Source organism: Aquimarina acroporae, from assembly GCF_023195925.1.
GTDB lineage: Bacteria > Bacteroidota > Bacteroidia > Flavobacteriales > Flavobacteriaceae > Aquimarina > Aquimarina acroporae.
The window spans coordinates 848,046-871,612 of record NZ_JALPRE010000001.1; the positions used below are offsets into that span (position 1 = coordinate 848,046).

Here is a 23,567-nt window from a genome sequence, read left to right on the forward strand (position 1 = left end):
TTTTAAATTTTGGAACAATGGCCATGATTCTAATCCATGAAATACCAAAACTTTGGTTCAGTACCCAAGTCTTCTTTTAATCTAAATACTTTTTTATTTTCCAACACCCATCGTATCGTGCTGTTAGGATCTAATAGATTTCCAAAGATTCTAGCTCCAGTAGGGCAAGCTTCAACACAAGCAGGATCTCTTCCAGATCGGGAGCGTTGCACACAAAATGTACACTTTTCCATAACCCCTTTTTTACGCATTCGATTTCCTAAATAATGTTGATTTTTATTGACTTCATTTTCCGGAACCTCTGGGGTACTCCAGTTAAATCTTCGTCCATCATACGGGCAAGCCGCCATACAATATCTACACCCAACGCACCAGTCATAGTCTATAACGACCAAACCATCTTCCTCCCGCCAGGTAGCCTGTACTGGGCAAACCTCAACACAAGGAGGATTATCACAATGAAAACATTGGGTTCCCATATAAAAATGACCTTCGGCCGGTACTTCATGATAATAGTTGTCATCTGCTTCATTAAACTGAAATCCCTTGCCTTCTTCAATTTCATGAATCCTGATATATTGCATTTGAGAATTCCTATCTTGATTATTCTCTTGCACACAAGCATTTACACAATCCATATATCCCTGACATTTAGAAATATTAAAGGCATACCCAAATAGTACATCTTCAGATGCATTCTGAGAAGACATCTTAATATTCTTACCTTTTCGAAGTTGATATGATCTTACTAAACGATCTACGGTTGCCTTTTTTTCTTCGTCAGACATTAACTTATAATTCCCTTTGAACTGCTCTTCCCAATCAATTTGCGCCTTTTCTTTTGAGTCATCACTGGTCGTAAGACTACATGATGAACTCACAGCCCCAGCACCTATCATAAGACTGGCAGTTAATTTCCTAAAGGCAGTTCTCCTATCCATTTTTACATCAAACACCTGATCGAAACCATCTTTTGCCTCAGTTTCCATAGTACTAGGTAGATTTTGATATGAGTGAGAATTACACCCTCCAGATGATTTTCCGCATCCACAAGTAGCACCTGTGTTACTTTTTGCACCTAAATCGAGTTTAAACCATTTTTTTTCAGTATTCATACAACTAGTTTTGTAACATTATAAAAAATACTACTCTCTTTCTTTTACCTTCTGAGTATTGAATCTAGAAGGCCATCTTGATTGAATTTTTGGTTGATGTGGGTTATGGCAATTCACACATGTCATTACCACTCTTGGCTCAGTCCATCCTCCAATATTTTTTCCATGTGCTCCTCCTTGCCAATCTTTAAATTGATCGCTATGGCATTGAGCACATAGTTTGTAACTATGATTAATATCTATTGCGCCTTTTGCTAAACTTTGCAACGAATTCATATTAGAACCATTATGACAAGTTGCGCAATTCATTATCTCCTCATCTGCATGTATTAACTGAATATCCCAATGCGCTTTCTTTTTCCCTTCTTCCTGTAAGTCTTGTAATGGTTCTGTATGACACTCGACACAAGGAAAAGAAGTAATTTGTCCTTTTCTTTCTGGGATTAAAAATGAATGCACTCCCTCTTTAACCTCTACCGTTGTAATATCACCAATGTATTGTTCTGATGTAATAGAAACCCCATTAAAATCGATGCTTTCCACTTCTATTTTATCTTTTAAACTATGGTATTCTGCCTCATGATGTTGATTACATGAAATGGTCATTAACATAGATAAAACTGCTGTGAGTACGATATAAACTGTAGCCTTTTTCATCTTAGTTGTTATTTGTTCTGGTGAATACTTCTGTCTGAACCATATCGCTAGTATTTGACACATGACATTGCCTACAATTTATTCGTTCTGGATGCGTCACTCTAATCTCTTTTGGAGCTGCCGGACCAGCATGACAAGACAAACAATTTTCTCTCATTTGTAACGGGTGTGGCATAACGGGCGGGCTTTCTGGTAAAGCGTTATTATTGCCTGCTGTCGCTGCTTCCATCTTATAAAAGTTGGTTTCTTTAAATGTAGTACCAACCACTTGAGCCACGTGACATTGCCTACAATTGATCATTTCGGGGTGTGGAGTTACTGGTGCATACGCATTAAACTTCTTGGTAAAACCTCCATTAAGATGACATTGTAAACAAGCCTTTCCTCCCATTCCGCGTTCTCCTTTTACCAACGCATGTGGTATCGATGGTGGCGCTCCCGGATATGCCCGATTCGAATAATAAGTACTTAAGGAACGTTGATGATTGGAATCAATAGGCATATCTAAGTATTTAAGTCCAAAACTGGATCGCTCAAAAACCTTTTTCTCTGAAGAAATTGTAGGAATAGTTTGTTCCTTAATTATAGGCGTATATGCCTCTTTGAGCCCTTGTTTGTAACTATATCCCCAATTTGCTACAAAGCCGGCAAATAAAAGCGTTAATATGATAATAATGCCCAATCTCTTTTTCATAACATTTACACTTTTTCAACTTTTACAGCACACTTTTTATAATCTGGCTCTTTAGAAATTGGACAAAATGAGTCTAAAGTAAGTTCATTTATCAATTTACTTTCATCAAAGAATGGAACGAACACTTGCATTGGAGCAGGAATTCCTCTTTGATCTATCGCGGCAGGTAAAATGATTTGTCCTCTGCGGGTGGTAAGTTTTACATTATCTCCATTCTTTATTTGCATTCTTTTAGCATCATCTGGGTGCAATTCTACATAAGCCTTTGGCATTGCTTGATGTAATACTGGAATTCTGCGAGTCATAGATCCCGTATGCCAGTGCTCTACTACTCTACCTGTACCTAACCAAAACGGGTATTCCTCATCAGGTTCTTCGGCAGCTGGTTCATAAGGGCGTTGCCATATTACCGCCTTACCATCGGGTAATCCATAAAAGTGAAAGTCTTTACCATTGGAACAAGCCGGGTCATATTTTGCATTATACCGCCACTTGGTAGACTTTCCGTTCACATAAGGCCACAAAGCTCCTGGTTGTGATTTTAAGACCTCTAGAGGAGCCATATTATGTTTATCGCCTTCATGGTGTTTACGATATTCGTTATAAATCTCTTCTATATGAGTTTCGTCTTTGTAATAGAATTGTTTTTCGAATCCCATTCGCTTTGCCACTTCTATAAGCTGCATAGTATCGCTCATTGCTTCTCCTGGCGGTTCCAGCATCTGTTCAAAATACTGAGTGCGTCTTTCAGAATTGCCGTACATACCTTCTCTTTCTACCCACATTGCCGAGGGCAAAATAACATCGGCCACATCTGTGGTTGGTGTTGGGTACACATCAGAAACAACAATAAAACGATCATCTTTTTCTGCTCCTGCTCGATACCTATTCAGTTTAGGCATACTTACAAAAGGGTTGGTAACTTGAATCCACATAAAACGAATGTCTCCGCGATCTAATGCTCTAAACATTTCTACAGTATGATATGTGGGCTTAGGAGATATATTTTCTACTGGAACATCCCAAATTTTGGCAGCAAACTCCCTATGTTTTTTATTGGCTACTACGCCATGCGGTAATTTGTGTGTTAAAGTACCTACCTCTCGTACAGTACCACAAGCACTAGGTTGTCCTGTTAAAGAAAATGGACTGTTACCCGGTTCAGAAATTTTACCTGTTAGTAAATGAATATTGTATACCAGGTTATTTACCCATGTCCCTCTAGAATGCTGGTTCATCCCCATACACCATAATGACATCACTTTCTTATTTGGATCACCAAAATAGGACGCCAGAAGCTTTATATCTTTAACCGAAACTCCAGAAATTTGTGCTGCTTTTTCCGGTGTATAATCATTGAGAAATGTTTTGTAATCCTCAAAAGAGATTTTTTCGGGTTTATCGGTAAATGCATAATTATCTTCTAAACCATACCCCATATTGGTCAACCCCTTGCTAAAATTACAATGCTCTTCGACAAAGGCTTTATTCATCCATCCATTATGAATAATCTCATAACAAATTGCATTGGCTACAGCCAAATCTGTTTGAGGTTTAAATAAAATAGACTTATCTGAGGCCATGCTGGTTCGGGTCGTACGAGTAGCGAAATCAATAATTTTAACTCCTCTTTTTAAACGTTGATCTAAAAGTCTAGAAAATAATACTGGATGCATTTCTGCCATATTATTTCCCCACAAAACAAATACATCTGCGTAATCTATATCTTCATAACACCCCATGGGTTCGTCTAATCCGAATGAAGATAAAAAACCAGTCACTGCCGTAGCCATGCACAGTCTTGCATTGGCTTCTACATTATTTGTGCCTATACATCCTTTAAACAGTTTAGAAGCAGCATACCCATCGGGTATGGTCCATTGCCCTGAACCATAAATTGCTACAGAATCCTTACCATTTTCACTTATGGTCTCCTTCATTTTTGAAGCAACCAAATCCAAGGCCTCTTTCATAGAAGTTTCCACATAAGTGCCATTCTTTTTTACCAGAGGCTTGGTCAATCGATCTTTACCATATAGCGCCATAATCGAGTGATATCCTTTTACACAGCACAATCCTTTATTAACAGGAGATTTTGGATCTCCTTTTACAGCAACTGCTTTTCCATTTTCGGTACCTATTAACACACCACACCCTACTCCACAAAATCTACAAGGGGCTTTTTTCCAATCTAAATTAGCTCCTGCAGGAATACCTTTCTCTTGTTCTTCGGCAAAAATAATCCCCGGAAACATCGTTGCCGCAGCACTCATTGCTGACAGTAAAGCCATTTGTTTTACAAATTTCCTTCTGTTTATGTTTTTAAAATGATCCATAGTACATTAATTAGGAGAGTTAAAACCAGATACCATTGCCAATAATTTTAAGCTAGAAATACGTTGAATTTTTTCGGTTAGCTTATCATCTTCATCAGTTGTTGCTGTTTCGGTGATCAAAATAACTACATCTTTGTTTTCTGATGGAAAAATATCGCACTCAGAGAACTGTGAAAGAGCTAGAACAAGCTCTTCTTTCATACCAGAATGAGGATGTGCAAGATAACTTTTGATTGGCATGGTAATACGGTTTAAGTATTGATACTAAAGATGCATCATTAACAAATAGCAAAAAATGATCAATGTCATTTTTGACAAATTGTATGCTAACATCTACATGTTTTATAATATCAATTGTATTACAATTACAAGGTCAATTCACGAGTTATTAACCTTTATTGTTTATTTAAGAGCATGTATAACTTTACCAGTATAAGGTCTCTCTTTTAGACTTTTTCCCAACCACTTCTATTATACACACTGGTAATTATCTTATCGAAGCTTTGCTTATGAATTTTAAATTGCTCAGCAGATAAAATCTCTTGTACATCTTTATCCATATCGCCAAGCATATTGTGAAATTTTGAGATTATTTGTTCTTTGGTAAGATTGGAGTCTTTATCGTTTAACCTAGCCATCTTGTTGCTATGGTAACCAATAATCATGTAGTAATCGTCTTGCAAATCTTCGGTGAGGTTCATTTTCTGAACTTGCTCTGCTACAAAAGACTGTAGGTTATCTTTTTCTGAAGAAGTAAAAATTTCTACCTTATTGTTTTGTCGTTCCTGTAATTTCTCGTCTTGGGTTTGACCAGAAACCAAACAACAACAAAACATAAAAAGCCCTATACTAAACTTTTTCATGATGTGAAGATTTGATTGTGTGATGATTAGTTCCTTTAAATTTAGCGTTTTTTTAAACGCCATATGTTGTGAACATATCAAATTCACTCAAATCAGAATGATTCTAAATAAATCATTCATCCATCCAACTCTTAAATGCAGTGGCTTTTGCTTTACTAACCACGATTCTATCTTTAGGAACTGGGTTTGTATTTACTATTAACTTCCCGTTGAAATAATACTTAATATTCGTCACAGCCTTTTTTTGCACTATAAATTGTCTATTCGCTCTAAAAAAGGCCTTTGGATCAAGCTCTACCTCTATGTCTTCCATTTTTTTATCAATGATATACATTTTATTTTCTAGCGTTATAGCCTTAACCATTCCTGTATCTATAAAAATATAAGCTATATCATCTGTTTTAATAGGTATTAACTCATCTTTATGATGCACCAGATATGTGGTTTTATATGATTTTGAGCTGTTTTGCAGTAATTGAAACATCCCTGTTAACTGATTCGAAATAGGGTCTGCATTTAAGTTTTGGTTCTTAAACTTTGAAATTGCTTTTGATAACTCTTCAGGATCAATAGGTTTTAGCAAGTAATCAACACTATTAACTTTGAACGCTTTTATAGCATACTGATCATAAGCCGTTGTAAAAATTACAGGTGTATTTATGGTTACCTGATCAAAAATTTCGAAAGAGATACCATCTGCCAAATGAATATCCATAAAAATTAACTCTGCATCAATATCATTCGAAAGATAGTCTATAGATTGTTTTACAGATTCGAGTACCTGTACTACCTCTATTGTTGGGTCTACTTCATCAAGAAGATATTTCAAATTCTCACTTGCTGTTAGCTCATCTTCAACTATAATAACCTTCATATATTTCTATTTAGTGGTAACTTCACGACAAAGACACCATTGCGTTTATCAATTAAAATATGTTCCTTCTTCAAGAGGTAATATCTTTTATCCAGATTTGCTAAACCGTTACCAGTACTTTGTACCAATGAGGTTCTGGGCTTGATAATATTTTCAACATATAATGCTTGATCTTGACTATATACCCTTACATGTAGTGGGTTTTCTTGAGAAATTTCATTGTGCTTTACCGCATTTTCTACCAACAACTGCATAGCTAGAGGAGGGATTTCTTCTCCACTTAGTTTTTCATCGATATTTATATCGATATTAAAACGATCTTGATACCTGGTTTTTATAAGCAAAATATAACTCTGTAAAAACTTAAGTTCCTCTTCTACGGTAACTAAATCTCTTTCTCCACTTTGCAGAATATATCGATATAAAAAAGATAGATTATTTACAAACTTTGTCGCCTCTTTATTACCTCTAATTAAAGCGTTTAAAGAGTTTAGAGAATTAAATAAAAAATGAGGGTTAATTTGATTCTTTAAAGCGGTTAATTCTTTTTGTAAATTCTGTTGTTTCAATCGTTCATTCTCCAACAGTTGTTTCTGTTGCTTAATTTGATATCTTAAAATACTTGCTACAAAAATGCAGATGAGAAGTATTACAAAATACACAAAGTATTGAAGCCCCACCTCTGAGTCGGAAAATGCATTGCCTATAAAAAATGTATAACCGTTGATAAACAAATAGACAAAACCTAAATACAAACCTGTGTTTAAAACAACAGTAATCGAAGTTTTTACATATATATTGAGAAAGGCATACCGATCTTTCCAGTTTGCATTTAATAAAAGCGCCACAAGAGAAAAGAAAAACATATAAATGACTCTAATCACAATATCATGTATCGAGACTTCGCTAAACGAGTCTACTAACTTATCTGTAATATGAAAAAGAGAAAGTGCTCTGGGCAGGTTTATTAATAGCGTTATAAGTACTGCAATTTTGAAAACAATAAAAGATCTAACTTGTTGCATACTTATGGATACTATCTTTTGTTTGATACGTGTTATAAATGTACTCAAATTTACAGCGATATTGGGAACTATTTTTACTTCTCTCATTACGAACCGTTTTTCGTTGTTCTCAAACCTAAGGCATAGTCTAAATTCTAATAGTTATTTGATGGGTATTCAATACTCTCATCATCCATTGATACATCAGAAATATCTTCGGGGTATATTTTTATCTCTATCCATTCTCCAAAAACAGACTCGAAATTAATAGCATGTTCCTCTAACTCCTCTGCAGCGAGAACATCTAGTTCATGTTCCAAATTTGTATACTGGTGACAAGTATTTATTATACCATTTTCCTTTTTACCATTTTGATCGACAGTTATTAATCCTGCTGCCGTAAAGAGAATAAGACTTCCGAAAAGTGTTATGTTAAAAATTACATTTGAAATCTTCATGACTTATATTTTAAAAATTTATACTACAAATGTATTTCTCAACACATCTCAAAACTTTGTGTTTTTTACTGAACCGGTAAATTGCATTAGTAAAATGTACCAATACGAATATGAGGCAAACATATTTACCTAAGCATTTTATAATTTTCTAACATAATTATGGTACTTTTAAGTACAATTCTCTTAGCCATGAAACATGTAATTTGGTTACTTCTTTTTGGTGTTTTCTCTCCAGGGTTTTCCCAAGACAATCTTCGAAGTTTTCTATTAGTAGGGATAGAGTTTACAGAACGAGTTGCTAGTAAATATACCGAACCTATGACAGAGGGTATTGTATATGGGCTAACTGGAGGATGGTACAACTCAGCAAAAGTTCTAGAACCATGGGACATACGTGTTTCGATTGTTTCCAATGGATCTTTTGTGCCTAGTGAAAAAGAAACATTTCTTATTGATATAAGAGATATCCCTAACCTAAATATTGCTCAAAACGATAGTGGTATAGCGCAAATACCCACTATTCTTGGAGGTGATACCGAATTACAATTCATCGCTACAAGAGACGGAGAGCAATTTGAATTTACAGCTCCAGAAGGAATCGGACTTATAGATCTCAATTTATTACCTAATGCATTTTTACAACTTAAAATAGGACTCCCTAAAAGTACAGAATTAGGAGTTCGTTACTTCCCCAAACTGAATATTGACGATATTGGCTTGGAGATTTGGGGTCTAGGAATTCAACATCAAATCTCAGATTGGATACCTCCTTTACAAGATTCAAAAATAGCCATCTCAGGAGCGGTTGCTTATACCACCTTATTAGGAGAATACAATTTTGTAACAGACGGGTTCGTTACTGGAAATAACCAAAAAATAGATGCTAAACTAGACTCTTGGTTATTTGAACTAATTGGCTCAACAAAAAATCCTGTTTTTAATATTTACGGTGGCTTAGGATATGTTTTAGGGAAATCATCTGTACAATTGGAAGGAACATATGTTATTGAAACTAATACCGAAACCCTATCATTTACAGATCCATTTGAGGTTAGAAATACGGTAGAAGGTCTTAGAGCAAATATTGGAGCTAGTGTTACGGTAAAGTGGTTTGGGATAAATCTTGACTACACTGTACAGGGTTTTAACAACCTCTCGTTAGGGTTGAATTTCAAAATCAAATAAAAATTCCGCCAAGGATCATTTTATTTCTCCCAGGCGGAATCAACCAACTAACCAATTATGAAAAAACTACGTATGTAACTTTTTTACTACGCTCTTCGCATAGTCTTTAGAAACGCTACCCAATGTTTCTGGATTTTCCACACTAGTGGTGATGACATACACCAATTGCTCTTCTTCAGGTTTTGTTAAATCATAAACCAAGGTTTCTAAAATGTACTTTTTGTGATGCGAAGTTACCTGTGTAACAGGGTCAGAAACCATATGTAATGATCCGTAATATCTGTAGTACCCTCGGTAAAAACCTCTACCGTAATATGGAAATGTATTTACGTAATACGATGTTCCTTTGGTAACAGTTTCTGTGTACTCTTCAGTATCTCTAAGATTGGTTACTACTATTACTTCTATTCCATTGTTCTGAATTTCCTGTTTTACCTGTTTTAACTCTTCTTTATCTACCTCACAATTGGGATCAGAATCAGGAAACAACGTATAACTTTCTACCGATCTATATCCTTTCTCATTCAAGTTTGAAACTAAGTCCTTTTCGAATCGAGTTCTAATAACGTCATCATTTGTTCTGCTAACCACCATGATACTTTTGTTTTTAATATTAGTGGTATTTTCGTCTTTCCAGGAATCTGTTATTTTTACAGCAGAACAGCTTCCAAAACTTATAGTGATTATGATTACTCCTATTAATTTTATGATGGTTTTCATGATTTCTACGTTTTTAATGGTTTTAAATGAATAAGAAAGTATCTTCATCATTTTTATAGTTGTTCAAAAAATCTTTATGGTCTTTATAGCCTTGTTTTCTTACAATACCTTTCCAGATATTTTCTACTATTGATTTCAACATTTTCATTGTATTTCGTTTTTAATTAATGTCTCAGTGAATATCCAGCACCCGACCCAAGCTCTTGAAGTCCTTTGTAAAATTTCGTCAATCCAAGTTTTACATATTGAATTACATCTATGTTATGGAATACTGAAGTTTTTTGGGTTTCTACTTCTTTTATTTCAAATCCTGTGCTATGATTATATACTACTCTTAGATTATTAGTTTTCATAAGTTCTATTGTTTTAATTACTATATGATTCTCTATTAATTTCTTGTACAAATGTATTTCAGAAACACTTGTAACATCTTGATTTTCTATATCAAACAACCAAATCAAGAAGCGAAACGTCTAAAATTGAAAGTGAACTGTAACCACAGAATACTCGGTATATACCAAGAGCTTAATACCAAAGTTTTTAGAAACAATAAAGCTTCTAACATTTCTGCCAGAAGCTTTATCTTGGTTTTTAAATTCTCTCTTTGAAGAAAACCAATGGTTTACTCTAAGATTATTTCGGTATGACCGTGATATGAGATCTCTTTTTCTATTTCAATAATATCTTCATTTAATACCTGTTCAATTATTTCTACGTTGTACTCTAGATATTCTTCTACATTTTGTTTCAATGTCCCTTTCAAAAAGAAACTCATCACAATTCCGGTTACGATATATGCACTTATAGTTTTCATATGTTTATTATTTAATTAACACCCTTATTTTCAAAACAAAACTACTACAACAGCTATTTATAAAATACCAAAAACAAAGTGAAGCAACGTAAATCGAATGTAAAATGGATCTAATCTAAAGTGAATAGTTAGACGTATAAACTTACTATGTCGGTACATAAAAAAAACCTACAAAATGTAGGTCTTTACGGACTGTAATCATTCCATACTTCATCACCATCTTCGACGATTATGTCTAGATTCATATTCATTTCTCTCATTTCGATCATCTTGACGCTCTCTTCTATCTTCTATACGTTCCCTATTATCTTCAACCAATTCTCTTTGAGTAGCTTGTATATCTTCTACTAGAGTATGTTCAAAGTTTTTTATTAATGTTTTATTAGCTAACGCTTTTTCTAGTTGAGAAGCATCGAAAGAAAAATTAACCTGTGTTATAGATTTTAAAATTTTAGCTTGTCGCTCTGCCCTTGAAATTTGAGCTTCAAAATCTCTAATATCATCTCTGCGATCTCTGAGATCATCCCTTTTATTAATTTGATCCCGAGCCATATCTCTTTGATCATCTCGTCCATCAAATCTACCTCTATCTGAGTCTTCTCTATTATCTCGAATTTCCCTGCGGTCTGATCTAATTTCAGCAGAACTCTGCGCTATTTCTATTCTTGCTTGTTTTGCTTTTACTTCGCTCTGTTTAACCTCTCTAATCATATCGGAGAGCATTTCTGTTTTTAACCTATTGGCAAGTTCTGCATTACGGCTGTCAAAGGCTTTGTTAAAAGCTTCAATTTTAATCTTAAAATCTTTTAATTCTTTGTTGTCTCTTTCCAGATTTTTCTTTCCTTCTACTAACTGCCTGGAATTATGAAGAGCTTCTCTAACATTTTGTGCGCTCATACTGCTACATACAATCAGCAGGAATAGCGCAATTAGTTTATACTTTAAATTGTTCATATATGTTTTGTTTACGTTTAAGATTCTTTTTCTAGATATACCACTTCGAAAGCTGTATTACCATCATAGGTCGATATTTTTTTGTAGACGATATCGTTATATTGGTAATACACCCTCCCGTCGATAACTACTTCTTCAGCATCTTTATGAATTTCTTTAATAGTGGTACCTACAGGAGGTTTTGTAATTTCATACTTTTCCTCCTTAGAAGTGGTATTGGTCATTTCTTTATAATATACTCCTGAGTGATAGTAGAAAACGGATGGGCCAATTACTATTCTCGTATACCCTACTGGCAAAACTGTTATTCTAAAACCTACCGGAGGTATCACTACCACATAACCATTATTGTAGCTGGTGTAATAAATACCTGCACAATAGAAATATGGTAAACCTCTATATACTACTCTAACATGGTGTATAGGTAAGGTACTAACTATTCTATGGTGTCTGGGATATCTGTAATACGGATTACGACGTATGGGCTGCGTATGACATCTACCGCTGTTATAATGCTCTGTGCTTAATCTTTTTTGAGTAGTATAGTCGCGAGAGGTAGCTACTCTATTACTTTTAGAATTACCTTTTCGCTGTGCCACTGCAGACTCTGTACTGGTAAAAATAATAAGTATCGAAACTACTTTTATTAGGAAGGCGATCGTTCTCATAGTGTTTTAGATATATTTTGAATAATTAATCTCTATTAATTCTATTCAAAAGTACCAGCCAACACCATTTTATGTCGCTTTAACTTCACCGAAGCGTCTCCACATGTTATCGAAACGACCTTATTTACTTGTGAACTGTTCTTATAAAAACTATTGTTTAGGAAACTTCACTGTTCCTATTTTGCCTTCTCGTAATATAGTTACCGAAATAATATCTCCCACGTTCATTTTTTTGACTTTTTCCTTTACCAGATATCCAGAATTTTCATTTTCAAACTTAATTCCGGCGATTTCCAAAATAACGTCTCCGCCTAACATAATTTTTTCTCCGTCTATAGTCGCAGGAATCCTTCCTCCTTTAAGACCAAGTTTACCTGCCGTTCCTTGAGTAGATGTATTTAAGATCAGTAACCCCGTATCTTGCGGAATATTTAAAACCTTGGCTAAAGTTCCCGATACCAATTTAGCTTCCATACCAGTCCAGGTATCTGGATCTTCCATCAATAGTTTATTTGCTACATTCGACGACACCGCAAAGCCAATACCATCAAAACCTCCAGAGATCGTATAAATCCTACTAGCTATACCTACCACTTCTCCTTTCATGTTAAATACGGGACCTCCAGAATTACCAGGATTGATAGCAGCATCTGTTTGTAGAAATTCTACTTTCACAAAGTTATTGCTTAAATTTTCAGGAATATGTCTGCCACTTAAAATCCCTCTGGAAAGTGATTGTTTAAAACCATGCGGAGCTCCTAAAACGAATATATCCTCTCCTATCTGAACGTTATCTGAGTTCCCAATAGTAGCTATTTTTTTGTTCTTGATTTCAAACTCTTCTTTAATTTTCAAAAGTGCAACATCGGCACTTGGGTTTGAGGATAGTACTTCGGCTTCATATGTATCACCATCAACAAAAGATACAGTTATTACTTCTGCAGCCTTAATCACATGCTCGGCAGTCCAGATTAGACCTTCTTTTGAAATTAAAAACCCTGATCCTTGAGAAGACTGAGTGGCTAATTTTCGGTTTACACCTTCGCCTTGTGAACCAATACTCACAACATCTATGACAACCACCGATGAATTGATCTGCTTGTAAAGATCTGCCAAGTTCTGACTATATAAATCATTGAACAAAAAACAGAATACCAACAGATAAAGTATTCGATTATTCAAAAAAAAGAATCGATGCATTTTCATATTATAGATGTTTGTATTTACTAGTTTATAATTGATTTAATCGCTTACTTATAGACCAATAAAGTCGATCATAAAACTGCGAAAACTTTTTAAACAGCACTTCAGGTAAGACTTGTTCCAATTCTTCGTTCTGTTTTTCTACTAAACCTTTAAATCGATCAATCATTTCAATTTTAGTAAGTTTTGAATTCTCTCCCAGCTGTCTCATTTTTAGACCATAATACGATGTAATAATTTTAAACCTATCCACAGTTTTCTGTTCCAAAACAGTATCATTGGTTATTTCATTGAACCAATTTTCAATGTAATGTATTTCTTCTTTTTGAAAGATTTCAATAACTGAATTGCTGGTTTTCTTATCTAGTTCCTCTTGTCCAAAAGCAGATATCCAGATTGTAGATAATATCAAAACAATTATACATTCTTTGAAGTACATTTATAGTTGGATGATTTATATGTGACTCATTTATAACTTTACTAAAGTTAGTGGTTTTAATCGAATTCTATTTTACAAATAGACTCCTATTTTTTACCAAATTCTGTGATAACTCAAGTTTAATCATAAAAAATCACTTAAACATTATCTTATGGTAAACCTCATTTTATATTCTAAATCATTTTGTAACTTTAAAATAAATTTACCCTGAAGATATGGCTTTTTCCCTCGAGCAATTCGGAATTTTGACTGAAAAAACGTTACTCTTTCTTTTCATCATGACAAAAGATGGGCAGATCATTGAGAGTAATAAACGATGTAAAATTTTACTTCCATCCGAAAATCAAGAAATAAAAGGCAGATATATCACAGATTTTATCATTGATGAAGATGTACATATTTTTACTAGGACTATTTCTGAATTGTCAGAACAAAACCCTATTGTGAATGAATCTTTTACCTTTCCGTTAAGTAGAATGGGGGTTTTATCTTTAAAGTTTGATTTTACCTTACACAACGATCTCATTTATGTTTCAGGAGTAGACACTACCGAAGAGTATAAAGAGCACAGAGCATTAGTTACCATATCAAAACTTACCAAAACTGGCGCATGGTATTTTAACCCAATCACCAAAGAAATGTATTGGACCAAAGGATGTTACTTGATCAAAGATCTTGACCCTGACACTCCAATGACAAGAGATTTAGGTGCTAGTTTTTACCCGGAAGAATCAAGAGCCAGAGTAGAGAATTATTTAAATACACTCATCAAAGAAAAAGAACCCTATGAGTATACCGAAAAAATAATTACTCATAAGGGAAATGAAAAATGGGTAAAAGTAGTTGCGCAACCTGTAATATTCAGAAATGAAGTAGTATATGTCAATGGTACTATTGCCGACGTAACAGAACGACATAACTATGTTGAAAAACTGAAACATAATGAAAGAATAAAGCACTTGGCTTTAAAGGGAATACAGTCTGGGTTATTTGACTATAACATAGAGCAAAATAAAGTTTTTTATAGTTTAGATTACAAAAGAATGCTTGGTTTACCAAGCGACCAGGAATATCTTTCTAAAAAGGACTTTAGAGCAATGATTCATCCAGACGACCTAGATGCTGCAACAAAAAGAAAAGAAGATAATTTTAAAAACAAGGAACAACATTATTATAATCATTATCGTCTACGAGATAAGAAAGGAAATTACAGATATTATGAAGTTCATGGTTTTAGAATAAAAAATGAAAAGGGAGAAACCGTAAGACTCATCGGGAACCTTATCGATGTGCATCAAAGAAAATTAAACGAAAAAACAATACAAGAAAACAAAAAGAGGCTTCGTGCTATGGTAAATAATGGTATGGATCACACCATATTATTGAATACCAAAGGAGAAATTCTCATGGCAGACAAAGCTTCTGTAGAAACCATAAAACAAGATTATGATAGAGATCCTACCAGTGAAACTACCTTATTTATAGATGTAATCCCTTTGAACTTTAAACCAGTTTTTCTTCATGCTTTTAATGAGGCATTAAAAGGAAACACCATGAAAAGGGAGTTTGAAAGAATTACGCAACTAGGTTCAAACCAATGGCTTGAGACCAAGTACATTCCTATTTTTGATGAGGGTACCAAAGTAAACTCTGTACTCATTACGTTTTTAGATATTACCGAAGAAAAACATGCCGAATTGGCTATACGACAAGCACATATCAAAGAACAAGAGTTAAGTGATTTAAAATCTAATATTCTTTCTAACCTTAGCCATGAAATAAGAACACCGCTTAATGGAATCATGACGATAAGTAAACTTCTTCAATTTGAAGAAAGTCCTGAAGAACGAGAGAAATTGATTGGTTACTTACAAGAAAGTCAAGATCGACTATTAGACACCCTAACCACACTTTCCAATTTTAGCGAACTGGAAAGCATCCAAAAGAACCTAGATTATGCTTTAATTGACATTAATTACCTGGTAGAAACATCGTTTAGAGAACATAGGCATATTGCAACAACAAAAAACCTAGATTACTCATTAGTTTTAGATGAATCTATACCTAAAGCTATCATAGACAAGAACTTATTCAAAACAGCATTAGATAACATTATACATAATGCTATTAAATATACAAATCAAGGCAGCGTACAAGTAAAAATTAAAAGGTCCAAAAAAAATATCTATATTTATGTTATAGATACCGGAATCGGAATCGATGAAAAAAGCTTTCAAAAAATCTTTGACCCTTTCGTGCAAGAAAGTATTGGTCTTAGCCGAAAATATGAAGGTACTGGTATCGGGCTCAGTCTTTCGAAACGATATATCGAAATACTGGGCGGCAAAATAAAGGTAAAAAGTGAATTGGGTAAAGGCACCGAATTCAAAATTTTAATTCCAAATCGCCTATGAATATTCTCTACGTAGAGGACAACAAAATAAATGCTATGGTTATGGATAAAATGTTATCCAAAAATAATTCTAACGTATTTATCGCTGAAAACGGTTCGCAAGCACTAAAAGTTGTAAAAGAAAAAAACCTTGATCTTATTCTAGTAGATATCAACCTAGGGCTAAATCAAATGGATGGTTGCGAATTGCTAGAACGATTCAAAAAGCTAGATTACCTAGAAAACATTCCTGTTTTTGCGGTAACTGCCTATGCTATGCCTGGTGATGAACAGCGATTTATAAAAATAGGTTTTGATAAATATTTTTCTAAACCAGTTAATTTTGACAAATTATTATCTGCTATTTCTACTATTGGTGTAAGCTAAGTATTATTACCTGTTATTTATCTAATCTGATGAAATCTGATAGATAACTGTTTTTCTAGCTCTCTAAGGGTTTTAATCTCTGGTTTAGTAATAAGTGCCAAGGACAATCCTTTTTTCCCCGCTCTAGCGGTTCTACCACTTCGATGGGTGTAATATTCTACTTGATCTGGAAGTTGATAATGAATAACAAAAGCTAATCCTGCAACATCGATACCTCTAGCGGCGACATCTGTAGAAACCAATAATTGCAAAGTTTCTTTTCTAAAAGCTCGCATCACCTTATCCCTATCTTTTTGTGTCATCTCTCCTTCTAACAACCCTACCTCATAATTTTTGGCTAATAATTGTTTCGATAGTGTCCTTGCGGCTACCTTGGTTCTGGTAAAAATTATTCCTCGTTTATCCTTTTGCGATTTTAAGAAATAGGAAAGTGTATCTAGTTTACTCGATTCATCTCCTACTACAAACTGGTGTTCTATGGAAGTATTTACAGCATCTTTCTTATCAACAGTAATTCGTATTGCATTAGGCTGTACATATTCTTTAATAATATCATCCAAAGAATGAGGCATTGTAGCAGAAAAAAGCCACACATTTCTGCGCCCTTTGGTTTTTCCTAAAATTGTTCGTAAGTCATTTTTGAAGCCCATACTTAACATTTCATCAGCCTCATCCATTACCAAAACTTTTATTTTAGAAATATCTACTACTTTTCTATTAATGAGATCTACCAATCGACCAGGTGTGGCAACAATAATATGTGTTGGTCTTTTGAGTCTGGAAATCTGTCTTTCTATTTTTTCTCCTCCATAGACAGATTCGGTAAAAATCTTATCTGTATACTTGGTAAACTTAAAAAGTTGTTTCGCAATTTGTTGTCCAAGTTCTCTGGTAGGAGCAAGAATTAATGCTTGAACATGTTTTTTATTTGGATCTATCTTCGACAACAATGGAACGCCAAAAGCTGCTGTTTTTCCTGTTCCTGTTTGCGCCTTACCAATAAAATCTGTAGAATCATTTAACAGTATGGGAATAGCTTGTTCCTGTATTTTTGTGGGAACCATAATCCCCATTTCTTTCAAGCCCTTATTTAAATCTTTGGGCACTCCTAATTCTAAAAATGTCATTGTTGCCTATTTAGAGTGCAAAAATAATTGAATTAATCAATTACTTCGTGTAATCTTTATAGAAGTATAAAAACAAATTAAAGAATTAGCACGAAATACTTAAAAAGTAAATAAATAATTGTTTGTTCAATGTTAGTCCTTTCTTATGGTAGTGCTTGGTATTCATACAAAAACCACCAGAACAGTTGAAGTCCGCTTCTTGATCTGCCGAAATGATATCAATAAAAGATAATTTCTCTATATGACTATGGTCATGATCATGTCCCTCTTCGCTATCACATTGGAGATTGTGAGAAAAAACCTTCTTTTTACTTAATAAATCTGATCTGGAAATCTTGGTATGTAATCCAAAAACTTTAGCATCTTCACCTATCGAAAAGTTAGAAGGCAACTGTTGAGATTGTGCGTTTCCAATAGTAGCGAAAGATAAAACAGCCAGTAAAATAGAGTAGTGTAAAAGTTTAGTCATACGGTTCTGCAATTAGGGGTTGAGTTTTACGTTAATACCTTTCGAAAGTATAGGAAACTAGGCAAAAACACCTTTTTCTTACAGTCTTACTTTCAAAATCATCGGCAAAATACACATATTATCGTTTAAATGCAACATAAATTTGTTTTTTAACACTTTTAACAAGCAAATAACCAGAACCGTTTACAATTTAATATGCTATTTACGTTAACTAGAAGAGTTTTCCATCATTAGAAAGGTGTTCAGGAAGATGAAGTTCTATGTTTAACGCTTCATTAAGTTGACGAATAAAATATGTCGATAATAGCGGTGATTCTTTTTCAATATTTTGATGAACAAAGAAATGTATATGATTAATACCTTGTTTTTTCCATGCTGTTAACCTCTTCACCCAATCATCTAACCTGGAATAATCGGTAGTATGATTGGCTCCCACATAGCGTATAAATGCTTCATCATTGGTAAGTCGCATATGCAAAAGATCTCTTCTTCCAGCTGTATCAGTAATAATATTTGCAATGTTATTTTCTTCTAAAAGATGATATAATTCATCTGCAACCTGACTATCATTAAACCAATCTGTATGTCTGAATTCTACTGACAATCGAACTTCTTTGGGCCATTTTTCAATAAATCTCACAACTCTATCAAAGTTTTTTGGTGCAAAATTACCATGCATTTGCAAAAAAATTGTTCCTAATTTTTCTTTTAAGTGCATTGCATTAGCCAGATATTCATCTACATAGGGTTGTACATCATCATTCAATCTTTTAAGATGAGAAATGTTTTGAACCAGCTTAGGGAAAAATTTAAAATCTTTAGGAGTTTTGTGATACCATTTTTTGAACTGATCTTCAGGAAAAATCCTATAAAAGGTAGCATTCAATTCAATACTATTAAACTGTCTTGAGTAATATTCTAGTTCATCTTTGGTTCCTCTTGGGTAAAAACCTTTTAAATCTTGTCGATTCCATTTTGCACAACCTACGTATACTGATAAGTTATTGGTCTTTTTCTTATCAAGAATTTTAGACGTGTCGGGATGATCTTTTGGTAATTCAAAATCTATAAGTTCAGGATGCTCTACTTTACCAAATTGCATATGCTTATTTTTAAGATGAATAGTTAAACAAAAATAAAATTTAATTGTTTTCTCGGCTTACTATTACGTCATCTTCAATTTATGTTTTTGAAACACTCTTTTATTTACCTGTGCAGAAACTCCTTACAATTACTTTTAAGTACCTTATAATTAAATTAATACAGATTCAAAACAAAAAACATATGTTTGTTAGATTTTAATGTCACCGGGCTTCAAATATTGTTTATAAGTAGTTTAAAACTCAAATAAAGGTCATGATTTTTGAATAAAACAATTAAGTAACTTTAGTAAACCTTCTTTATTATGGAAAACAGGGAATCAAATTTATTGGCAATGCGACCTCAATTGCTTAATGCAAGAGTGTCAGAAAACATGACTAGTGATGAACAATTTCAGAACGGTACTATAAGACCAATTGTTAAACTGCAGGGAGATTTATTGATAGCAGTTTTTAAGAACTACATAAAAAAAAGAAAAAATACTTTTTACGAACTCAATCTTGAAAAACGCATGGCTTTTATAGAGAACGCGGTTCAAAAAGATATGAAGTTCAGAAACAGTTTAAAAGGAATGATCATTGGTCAGTTCACCGTTGAGGAATATTCAACCTATATTCAAAACTCTTCTGCTTTAAACAAACGTATGATGAATATTGTAAAAGAGCGCTTACAAGATAATATACAATTGCTCGAAAGTCGCTCTTATGTGTATTAAGGTTATTGTAGTAACTACTTATTTTTGTAGATACGCCAATACATTATTCTGAATACGATTTGAAATCTGAGATACATCGGCCTTTTCGAATGAGGTCCCGGTAATGTTTTCGAAAAGTTCTATGTATCTGTCAGATACAGAACCTATATATTCTTCTGTCATTTCTGGGATTTGTTGACCTTCTTTTCCCTGAAATCCATTACTAATTAGCCATTGTCGCACAAATTCTTTTGACAATTGTTTTTGAGGTTCTCCTTTCTCCTGTAATTCCTTATAACCCTCTGCGTAAAAGTAACGTGAAGAATCTGGTGTATGAATCTCATCTATTAAAACAATTTTACCATCTTTGGTTTTTCCAAATTCATACTTCGTGTCGACAAGAATTAATCCTCGCTTTTTGGCTATCTCTGTGCCTCTTTTAAAAAGCTTTCTAGTATAATCTTCTAATACTAAGTAATCTTCTTCAGAAACAATACCTTTAGATAAAATTTCTTCTCTTGATATATCCTCATCATGTTCACCATTATCTGCTTTGGTAGAAGGTGTAATAATAGGTTCTGGAAATTTATCATTTTCCTTCATCCCTTCTGGCATAGGTACGCCACAAAGTAATCGTTTTCCTGCTTTGTATTCACGAGCTGCATGACCAGATAAATATCCTCTTATAACCATTTCTACTTTAAAAGGCGCACAAAGGTGGCCTACAGCTACATTTGGGTCTGGTGTTGCAATTAACCAATTAGGAACCAAATCTTCGGTGTCATGCATCATTTGGGTAGCTATTTGATTAAGAATTTGTCCTTTAAAAGGTATTCCTTTGGGCATTACTACATCAAAAGCCGATAGACGATCGGTGGCAATCATCACCAAAAGTTCGTCGTTAATATTGTAAACTTCTCTTACCTTTCCTTTATATACCGATTTTTGATTAGGAAAATTATAATTTGTATCTGTAATTGTATTCATTTCTTGAATTTCAGGCTTATAATTTCAGCATATTGTACAGTAAAAACTGAAATTACTTATCCATTTCTATTTTCGATTTCTTTGTAGGCTGCAATTACCTTCTTCACTAATTTATGGCGTATGACATCTTTATCATCTAGATGAATAATTCCTATTCCCGGAATGTTCTTTAACACCAATAAAGCTTCTTTAAGACCAGAAGTAACTCTTCGAGGTAAATCAATTTGTCCCGGATCTCCAGTTATGATAAACTTTGCGTTTTTACCCATACGAGTTAAAAACATTTTCATCTGGGCATGTGTAGTATTTTGGGCCTCATCTAATATTACAAAAGCATTATCTAAGGTTCTACCTCTCATAAATGCCATAGGTGCAATCTGAATAACCCCTTTCTCGATGAAACTATCTAATTTTTCACTTGGAATCATGTCGCGTAATGCGTCATATAAAGGTTGCATGTAAGGGTCTAATTTTTCTTTAAGATCTCCTGGCAAAAAACCAAGGTTCTCCCCCGCCTCTACAGCTGGCCTAGTAAGAATAATTCGTCTTACCTGTTTCTCCTTAAGCGCTTTTACAGCAAGCGCAACTCCGGTATAGGTTTTACCAGTACCTGCAGGACCAATGGCAAATACCATATCGTTCTTGTAAGAACATTCTACCAGTTTTCTTTGGTTGGCTGTTTGTGCTTTAATGAGTCTTCCTCCTACACCATGCAACAGAATTTCTCCACTCCCTTCAGAAGTTTCATAATCAGATTTACTTTCGCTGGTAAGTACTCGTTCTATAACATTCTCATCTAATTTGTTGTATTTACCAAAGTGTTCCAGAAGCATATTAAGACGCATATCGAATTCTTCCAACATATCTTCGTCGCCATACACCTTCATCTTACTGCCTCGTGCAACGATTTTTAGTTTCGGGAAGTATTTCTTTAGTAATTGAATATTGCTATTCTGAAGTCCGAAAAACTCTCTCGGATTAATCTCTGTAAGTTCAATAATAAGTTCGTTCAAAAGCTATACGAATTTTTAGTATGAATTGTTTTTAGGATTGACTAAGTTTGCTAAGTTATTTTAGATCGTTCTGGGGAAAAATAAAAATTGAAAGTCTTACAAGACAAACATATGATCTTAAAACCGTTACTTCTGAAAAAGTTATGGTATTTTCTTTCATTTTTAAGTTCACAGAAAATCCTTAAATAACTTGTAACAAATTTACATATTTTTAAGCGCTTACAATTAAAAGATATTAACAATTATTGTTCATGCCGATTATTACGTTAACTACAGATTTTGGAATTAAAGATCACTTTGTATCTGCGGTTAAAGGAGCAATTTATTCTGAGTTACCTGATGCCAGGGTTGTTGATATATCGCATGAAATATCTCCCTTTCATATTACTGAAGCGGCCTACATCATTCAAAATGCGTATAAAAGCTTTCCAAAAGGTAGCATTCATATTGTGGGGATCGATAGCGAATTAAATCCTGAGAACAAACATATTGCAGTAAAACTTGATGATCATTACTTTATATGCGCAAATAATGGATTAATCTGTTTAATAACTTCTGAATTCAATCCTGAAAAAATTGTAGAGATTAATATTCATGATGCCATTGCCACCAATTTCCCAGTTTTAGATGTATTTGTAGCTGTAGCATGTCACATTGCACGAGGAGGAACATTGGAGGTTATAGGAAAGCCAATTTCAGAAATAAAAACCATTAAAGGAATCACTCCAATTGTTAATGTTGGCAATACTCAAATAGTTGGTAGCATTATTTATATTGACAACTATGGAAACTTGGTCACCAATATCACTCGCAAAATGTTTGACGATGTTGGCAAAGGGAGGTCATTTAAAATAACGGCCAGAAATGCAATTTTTGATCAAGTATACAAAAGATATAGCGATGCTATAAATTTTAATATCGAAAAGAGTAAGCGAGAAGAAGATGGTAAGAAACTAGCAGTTTTTAACTCTTCGGGGTATTTAGAATTGGCTATTTATAAGAGTAATCCCAAAACCGTAGGTGGAGCATCTAGTCTTTTTGGCTTGAATTATCGCGACACCGTTAGTATTAATTTTGAATAGATGATCATACGAATTGTGAAATTAGGGTTCATTCCAGACCAAATAGAAGGCTTTTTAGAAAATTTTGAACAGAATAAAGATAAAATCCGAAACTTTGAAGGCTGTAAACACTTAAGTTTGATACGAGACATACATCAAACCAACCAATTTTTCACTTATAGTCATTGGGAATCTGAAGAACATCTCAATAACTATAGAAACTCTACGTTATTCAAAGGAGTTTGGGCAAACACTAAGAATAAGTTTAATCAAAAACCTGAAGCTTGGAGTGTAACAGAAATTTGTACATTGCCCTAGGTCAAAATCACCTCTAATATAAACCCCTGAAATC

General features: G+C 33.9%; 28 protein-coding genes. 6 read left to right on the forward strand and 22 right to left on the reverse strand.

Features of this window, described 5'->3' with window-relative positions; translation table 11 throughout:
* Positions 1–29 precede the first annotated feature (29 nt).
* The 9 genes from M0D21_RS04225 to M0D21_RS04265 form a co-directional block, all read right to left on the reverse strand.
* Positions 30–1,115, reverse strand: coding sequence for a 4Fe-4S dicluster domain-containing protein (locus tag M0D21_RS04225; RefSeq protein WP_248327187.1), 1,086 nt, complete (start codon positions 1,113–1,115; stop codon positions 30–32).
* Between the two features lie 30 nt (positions 1,116–1,145).
* Entirely contained in the window at positions 1,146–1,772 is a 627-nt protein-coding gene (locus M0D21_RS04230; protein WP_248327188.1) for a NapC/NirT family cytochrome c, read from the reverse strand.
* A 1-nt stretch (position 1,773) separates the two neighbouring features.
* Positions 1,774–2,466: a nitrate reductase cytochrome c-type subunit gene (locus M0D21_RS04235; protein WP_248327189.1), complete on the reverse strand. Its 693-nt coding sequence runs from the start codon at positions 2,464–2,466 to the stop codon at positions 1,774–1,776.
* A 5-nt stretch (positions 2,467–2,471) separates the two neighbouring features.
* The gene (locus M0D21_RS04240) at positions 2,472–4,802 is read right to left on the reverse strand and encodes a molybdopterin-dependent oxidoreductase (protein WP_248327190.1); all 2,331 of its coding nucleotides are present in this window, start codon (positions 4,800–4,802) and stop codon (positions 2,472–2,474) included.
* A gap of 6 nt (positions 4,803–4,808) precedes the next feature.
* Positions 4,809–5,042, reverse strand: coding sequence for a hypothetical protein (locus M0D21_RS04245; protein ID WP_248327191.1), 234 nt, complete (start codon positions 5,040–5,042; stop codon positions 4,809–4,811).
* A 206-nt stretch (positions 5,043–5,248) separates the two neighbouring features.
* Positions 5,249–5,665, reverse strand: coding sequence for a hypothetical protein (locus M0D21_RS04250; RefSeq protein WP_248327192.1), 417 nt, complete (start codon positions 5,663–5,665; stop codon positions 5,249–5,251).
* 112 nt (positions 5,666–5,777) lie between these two features.
* Positions 5,778–6,539 (reverse strand): LytR/AlgR family response regulator transcription factor, encoded by a 762-nt coding sequence (locus tag M0D21_RS04255; protein WP_248327193.1) that lies wholly within the window; start codon positions 6,537–6,539, stop codon positions 5,778–5,780.
* Positions 6,536–7,651 (reverse strand): sensor histidine kinase, encoded by a 1,116-nt coding sequence (locus tag M0D21_RS04260; RefSeq protein WP_248327194.1) that lies wholly within the window; start codon positions 7,649–7,651, stop codon positions 6,536–6,538. Before M0D21_RS04260 ends, M0D21_RS04255 begins: the two co-directional genes overlap by 4 nt.
* Before the next feature lie 47 nt (positions 7,652–7,698).
* Positions 7,699–8,001, reverse strand: coding sequence for a hypothetical protein (locus M0D21_RS04265; RefSeq protein WP_248327195.1), 303 nt, complete (start codon positions 7,999–8,001; stop codon positions 7,699–7,701).
* A gap of 189 nt (positions 8,002–8,190) precedes the next feature.
* Between M0D21_RS04265 and M0D21_RS04270 the strand changes: the two genes are divergently transcribed.
* Complete coding sequence (locus M0D21_RS04270) at positions 8,191–9,186, forward strand: DUF6588 family protein (protein ID WP_248327196.1); 996 nt, start codon at positions 8,191–8,193, stop codon at positions 9,184–9,186.
* A 66-nt stretch (positions 9,187–9,252) separates the two neighbouring features.
* On the opposite strand, the gene M0D21_RS04275 is transcribed toward M0D21_RS04270, so the two are convergent.
* The 8 genes from M0D21_RS04275 to M0D21_RS04305 all read right to left on the reverse strand — a co-directional run bounded on the left by M0D21_RS04275 (position 9,253) and on the right by M0D21_RS04305 (position 13,984).
* Entirely contained in the window at positions 9,253–9,906 is a 654-nt protein-coding gene (locus M0D21_RS04275) for a hypothetical protein (protein ID WP_248327197.1), read from the reverse strand.
* 22 nt (positions 9,907–9,928) lie between these two features.
* Positions 9,929–10,054 (reverse strand): hypothetical protein, encoded by a 126-nt coding sequence (locus M0D21_RS22990; RefSeq protein ID WP_262922056.1) that lies wholly within the window; start codon positions 10,052–10,054, stop codon positions 9,929–9,931.
* A 16-nt stretch (positions 10,055–10,070) separates the two neighbouring features.
* Positions 10,071–10,259 carry a hypothetical protein gene (locus M0D21_RS04280; RefSeq protein WP_248327198.1) on the reverse strand — a complete coding sequence of 63 codons (189 nt, stop codon included), beginning with the start codon at positions 10,257–10,259 and terminating at the stop codon, positions 10,071–10,073.
* A 269-nt stretch (positions 10,260–10,528) separates the two neighbouring features.
* The gene (locus M0D21_RS04285) at positions 10,529–10,720 is read right to left on the reverse strand and encodes a hypothetical protein (protein WP_248327199.1); all 192 of its coding nucleotides are present in this window, start codon (positions 10,718–10,720) and stop codon (positions 10,529–10,531) included.
* Positions 10,721–10,933: 213 nt separating this feature from the next.
* Positions 10,934–11,674: a hypothetical protein gene (locus M0D21_RS04290; protein ID WP_248327200.1), complete on the reverse strand. Its 741-nt coding sequence runs from the start codon at positions 11,672–11,674 to the stop codon at positions 10,934–10,936.
* Between the two features lie 17 nt (positions 11,675–11,691).
* Positions 11,692–12,342 (reverse strand): DUF6515 family protein, encoded by a 651-nt coding sequence (locus M0D21_RS04295; protein WP_248327201.1) that lies wholly within the window; start codon positions 12,340–12,342, stop codon positions 11,692–11,694.
* 150 nt (positions 12,343–12,492) lie between these two features.
* The gene (locus tag M0D21_RS04300; RefSeq protein ID WP_248327202.1) at positions 12,493–13,548 is read right to left on the reverse strand and encodes a S1C family serine protease; all 1,056 of its coding nucleotides are present in this window, start codon (positions 13,546–13,548) and stop codon (positions 12,493–12,495) included.
* Between the two features lie 25 nt (positions 13,549–13,573).
* On the reverse strand, positions 13,574–13,984 hold the full coding sequence (locus tag M0D21_RS04305) for a hypothetical protein (protein WP_248327203.1): 411 nt from the start codon (positions 13,982–13,984) through the stop codon (positions 13,574–13,576).
* A 215-nt stretch (positions 13,985–14,199) separates the two neighbouring features.
* On the opposite strand from M0D21_RS04305, the gene M0D21_RS04310 reads away from it, so the two are divergent.
* Together M0D21_RS04310 and M0D21_RS04315 are read left to right on the forward strand one after the other, a co-directional pair.
* Positions 14,200–16,398 (forward strand): PAS domain-containing sensor histidine kinase, encoded by a 2,199-nt coding sequence (locus M0D21_RS04310; RefSeq protein ID WP_248327204.1) that lies wholly within the window; start codon positions 14,200–14,202, stop codon positions 16,396–16,398.
* Positions 16,395–16,763 (forward strand): response regulator, encoded by a 369-nt coding sequence (locus M0D21_RS04315; protein WP_248327205.1) that lies wholly within the window; start codon positions 16,395–16,397, stop codon positions 16,761–16,763. The genes M0D21_RS04310 and M0D21_RS04315 overlap by 4 nt, the downstream gene beginning before the upstream one ends.
* A gap of 17 nt (positions 16,764–16,780) precedes the next feature.
* Here the strand turns inward: M0D21_RS04315 and M0D21_RS04320 are convergent, their stop codons facing one another.
* The 3 genes from M0D21_RS04320 to M0D21_RS04330 form a co-directional block, all read right to left on the reverse strand.
* Entirely contained in the window at positions 16,781–17,890 is a 1,110-nt protein-coding gene (locus M0D21_RS04320; protein ID WP_248327206.1) for a DEAD/DEAH box helicase, read from the reverse strand.
* Positions 17,891–17,975: 85 nt separating this feature from the next.
* Positions 17,976–18,359, reverse strand: coding sequence for a hypothetical protein (locus M0D21_RS04325; RefSeq protein WP_248327207.1), 384 nt, complete (start codon positions 18,357–18,359; stop codon positions 17,976–17,978).
* A 211-nt stretch (positions 18,360–18,570) separates the two neighbouring features.
* Positions 18,571–19,461 carry a DUF72 domain-containing protein gene (locus M0D21_RS04330; protein WP_248327208.1) on the reverse strand — a complete coding sequence of 297 codons (891 nt, stop codon included), beginning with the start codon at positions 19,459–19,461 and terminating at the stop codon, positions 18,571–18,573.
* A gap of 303 nt (positions 19,462–19,764) precedes the next feature.
* Between M0D21_RS04330 and M0D21_RS04335 the strand changes: the two genes are divergently transcribed.
* Positions 19,765–20,175, forward strand: coding sequence for a glyoxalase (locus M0D21_RS04335; RefSeq protein WP_248327209.1), 411 nt, complete (start codon positions 19,765–19,767; stop codon positions 20,173–20,175).
* Positions 20,176–20,193: 18 nt separating this feature from the next.
* Here the strand turns inward: M0D21_RS04335 and M0D21_RS04340 are convergent, their stop codons facing one another.
* Complete coding sequence (locus M0D21_RS04340) at positions 20,194–21,141, reverse strand: phosphoribosylaminoimidazolesuccinocarboxamide synthase (RefSeq protein WP_248327210.1); 948 nt, start codon at positions 21,139–21,141, stop codon at positions 20,194–20,196.
* Positions 21,142–21,197: 56 nt separating this feature from the next.
* Positions 21,198–22,154, reverse strand: a complete 957-nt coding sequence (locus M0D21_RS04345) for a PhoH family protein (RefSeq protein ID WP_248327211.1) — start codon at positions 22,152–22,154, stop codon at positions 21,198–21,200.
* Positions 22,155–22,405: 251 nt separating this feature from the next.
* Here M0D21_RS04345 and M0D21_RS04350 point away from each other — a divergent pair, with 251 nt between their 5' ends.
* Both M0D21_RS04350 and M0D21_RS04355 read left to right on the forward strand, forming a co-directional pair.
* Positions 22,406–23,236 (forward strand): SAM hydrolase/SAM-dependent halogenase family protein, encoded by an 831-nt coding sequence (locus M0D21_RS04350; protein ID WP_248327212.1) that lies wholly within the window; start codon positions 22,406–22,408, stop codon positions 23,234–23,236.
* Positions 23,237–23,533 carry a putative quinol monooxygenase gene (locus M0D21_RS04355; RefSeq protein ID WP_248327213.1) on the forward strand — a complete coding sequence of 99 codons (297 nt, stop codon included), beginning with the start codon at positions 23,237–23,239 and terminating at the stop codon, positions 23,531–23,533.
* The last annotated feature ends 34 nt before the right edge of the window (positions 23,534–23,567 follow it).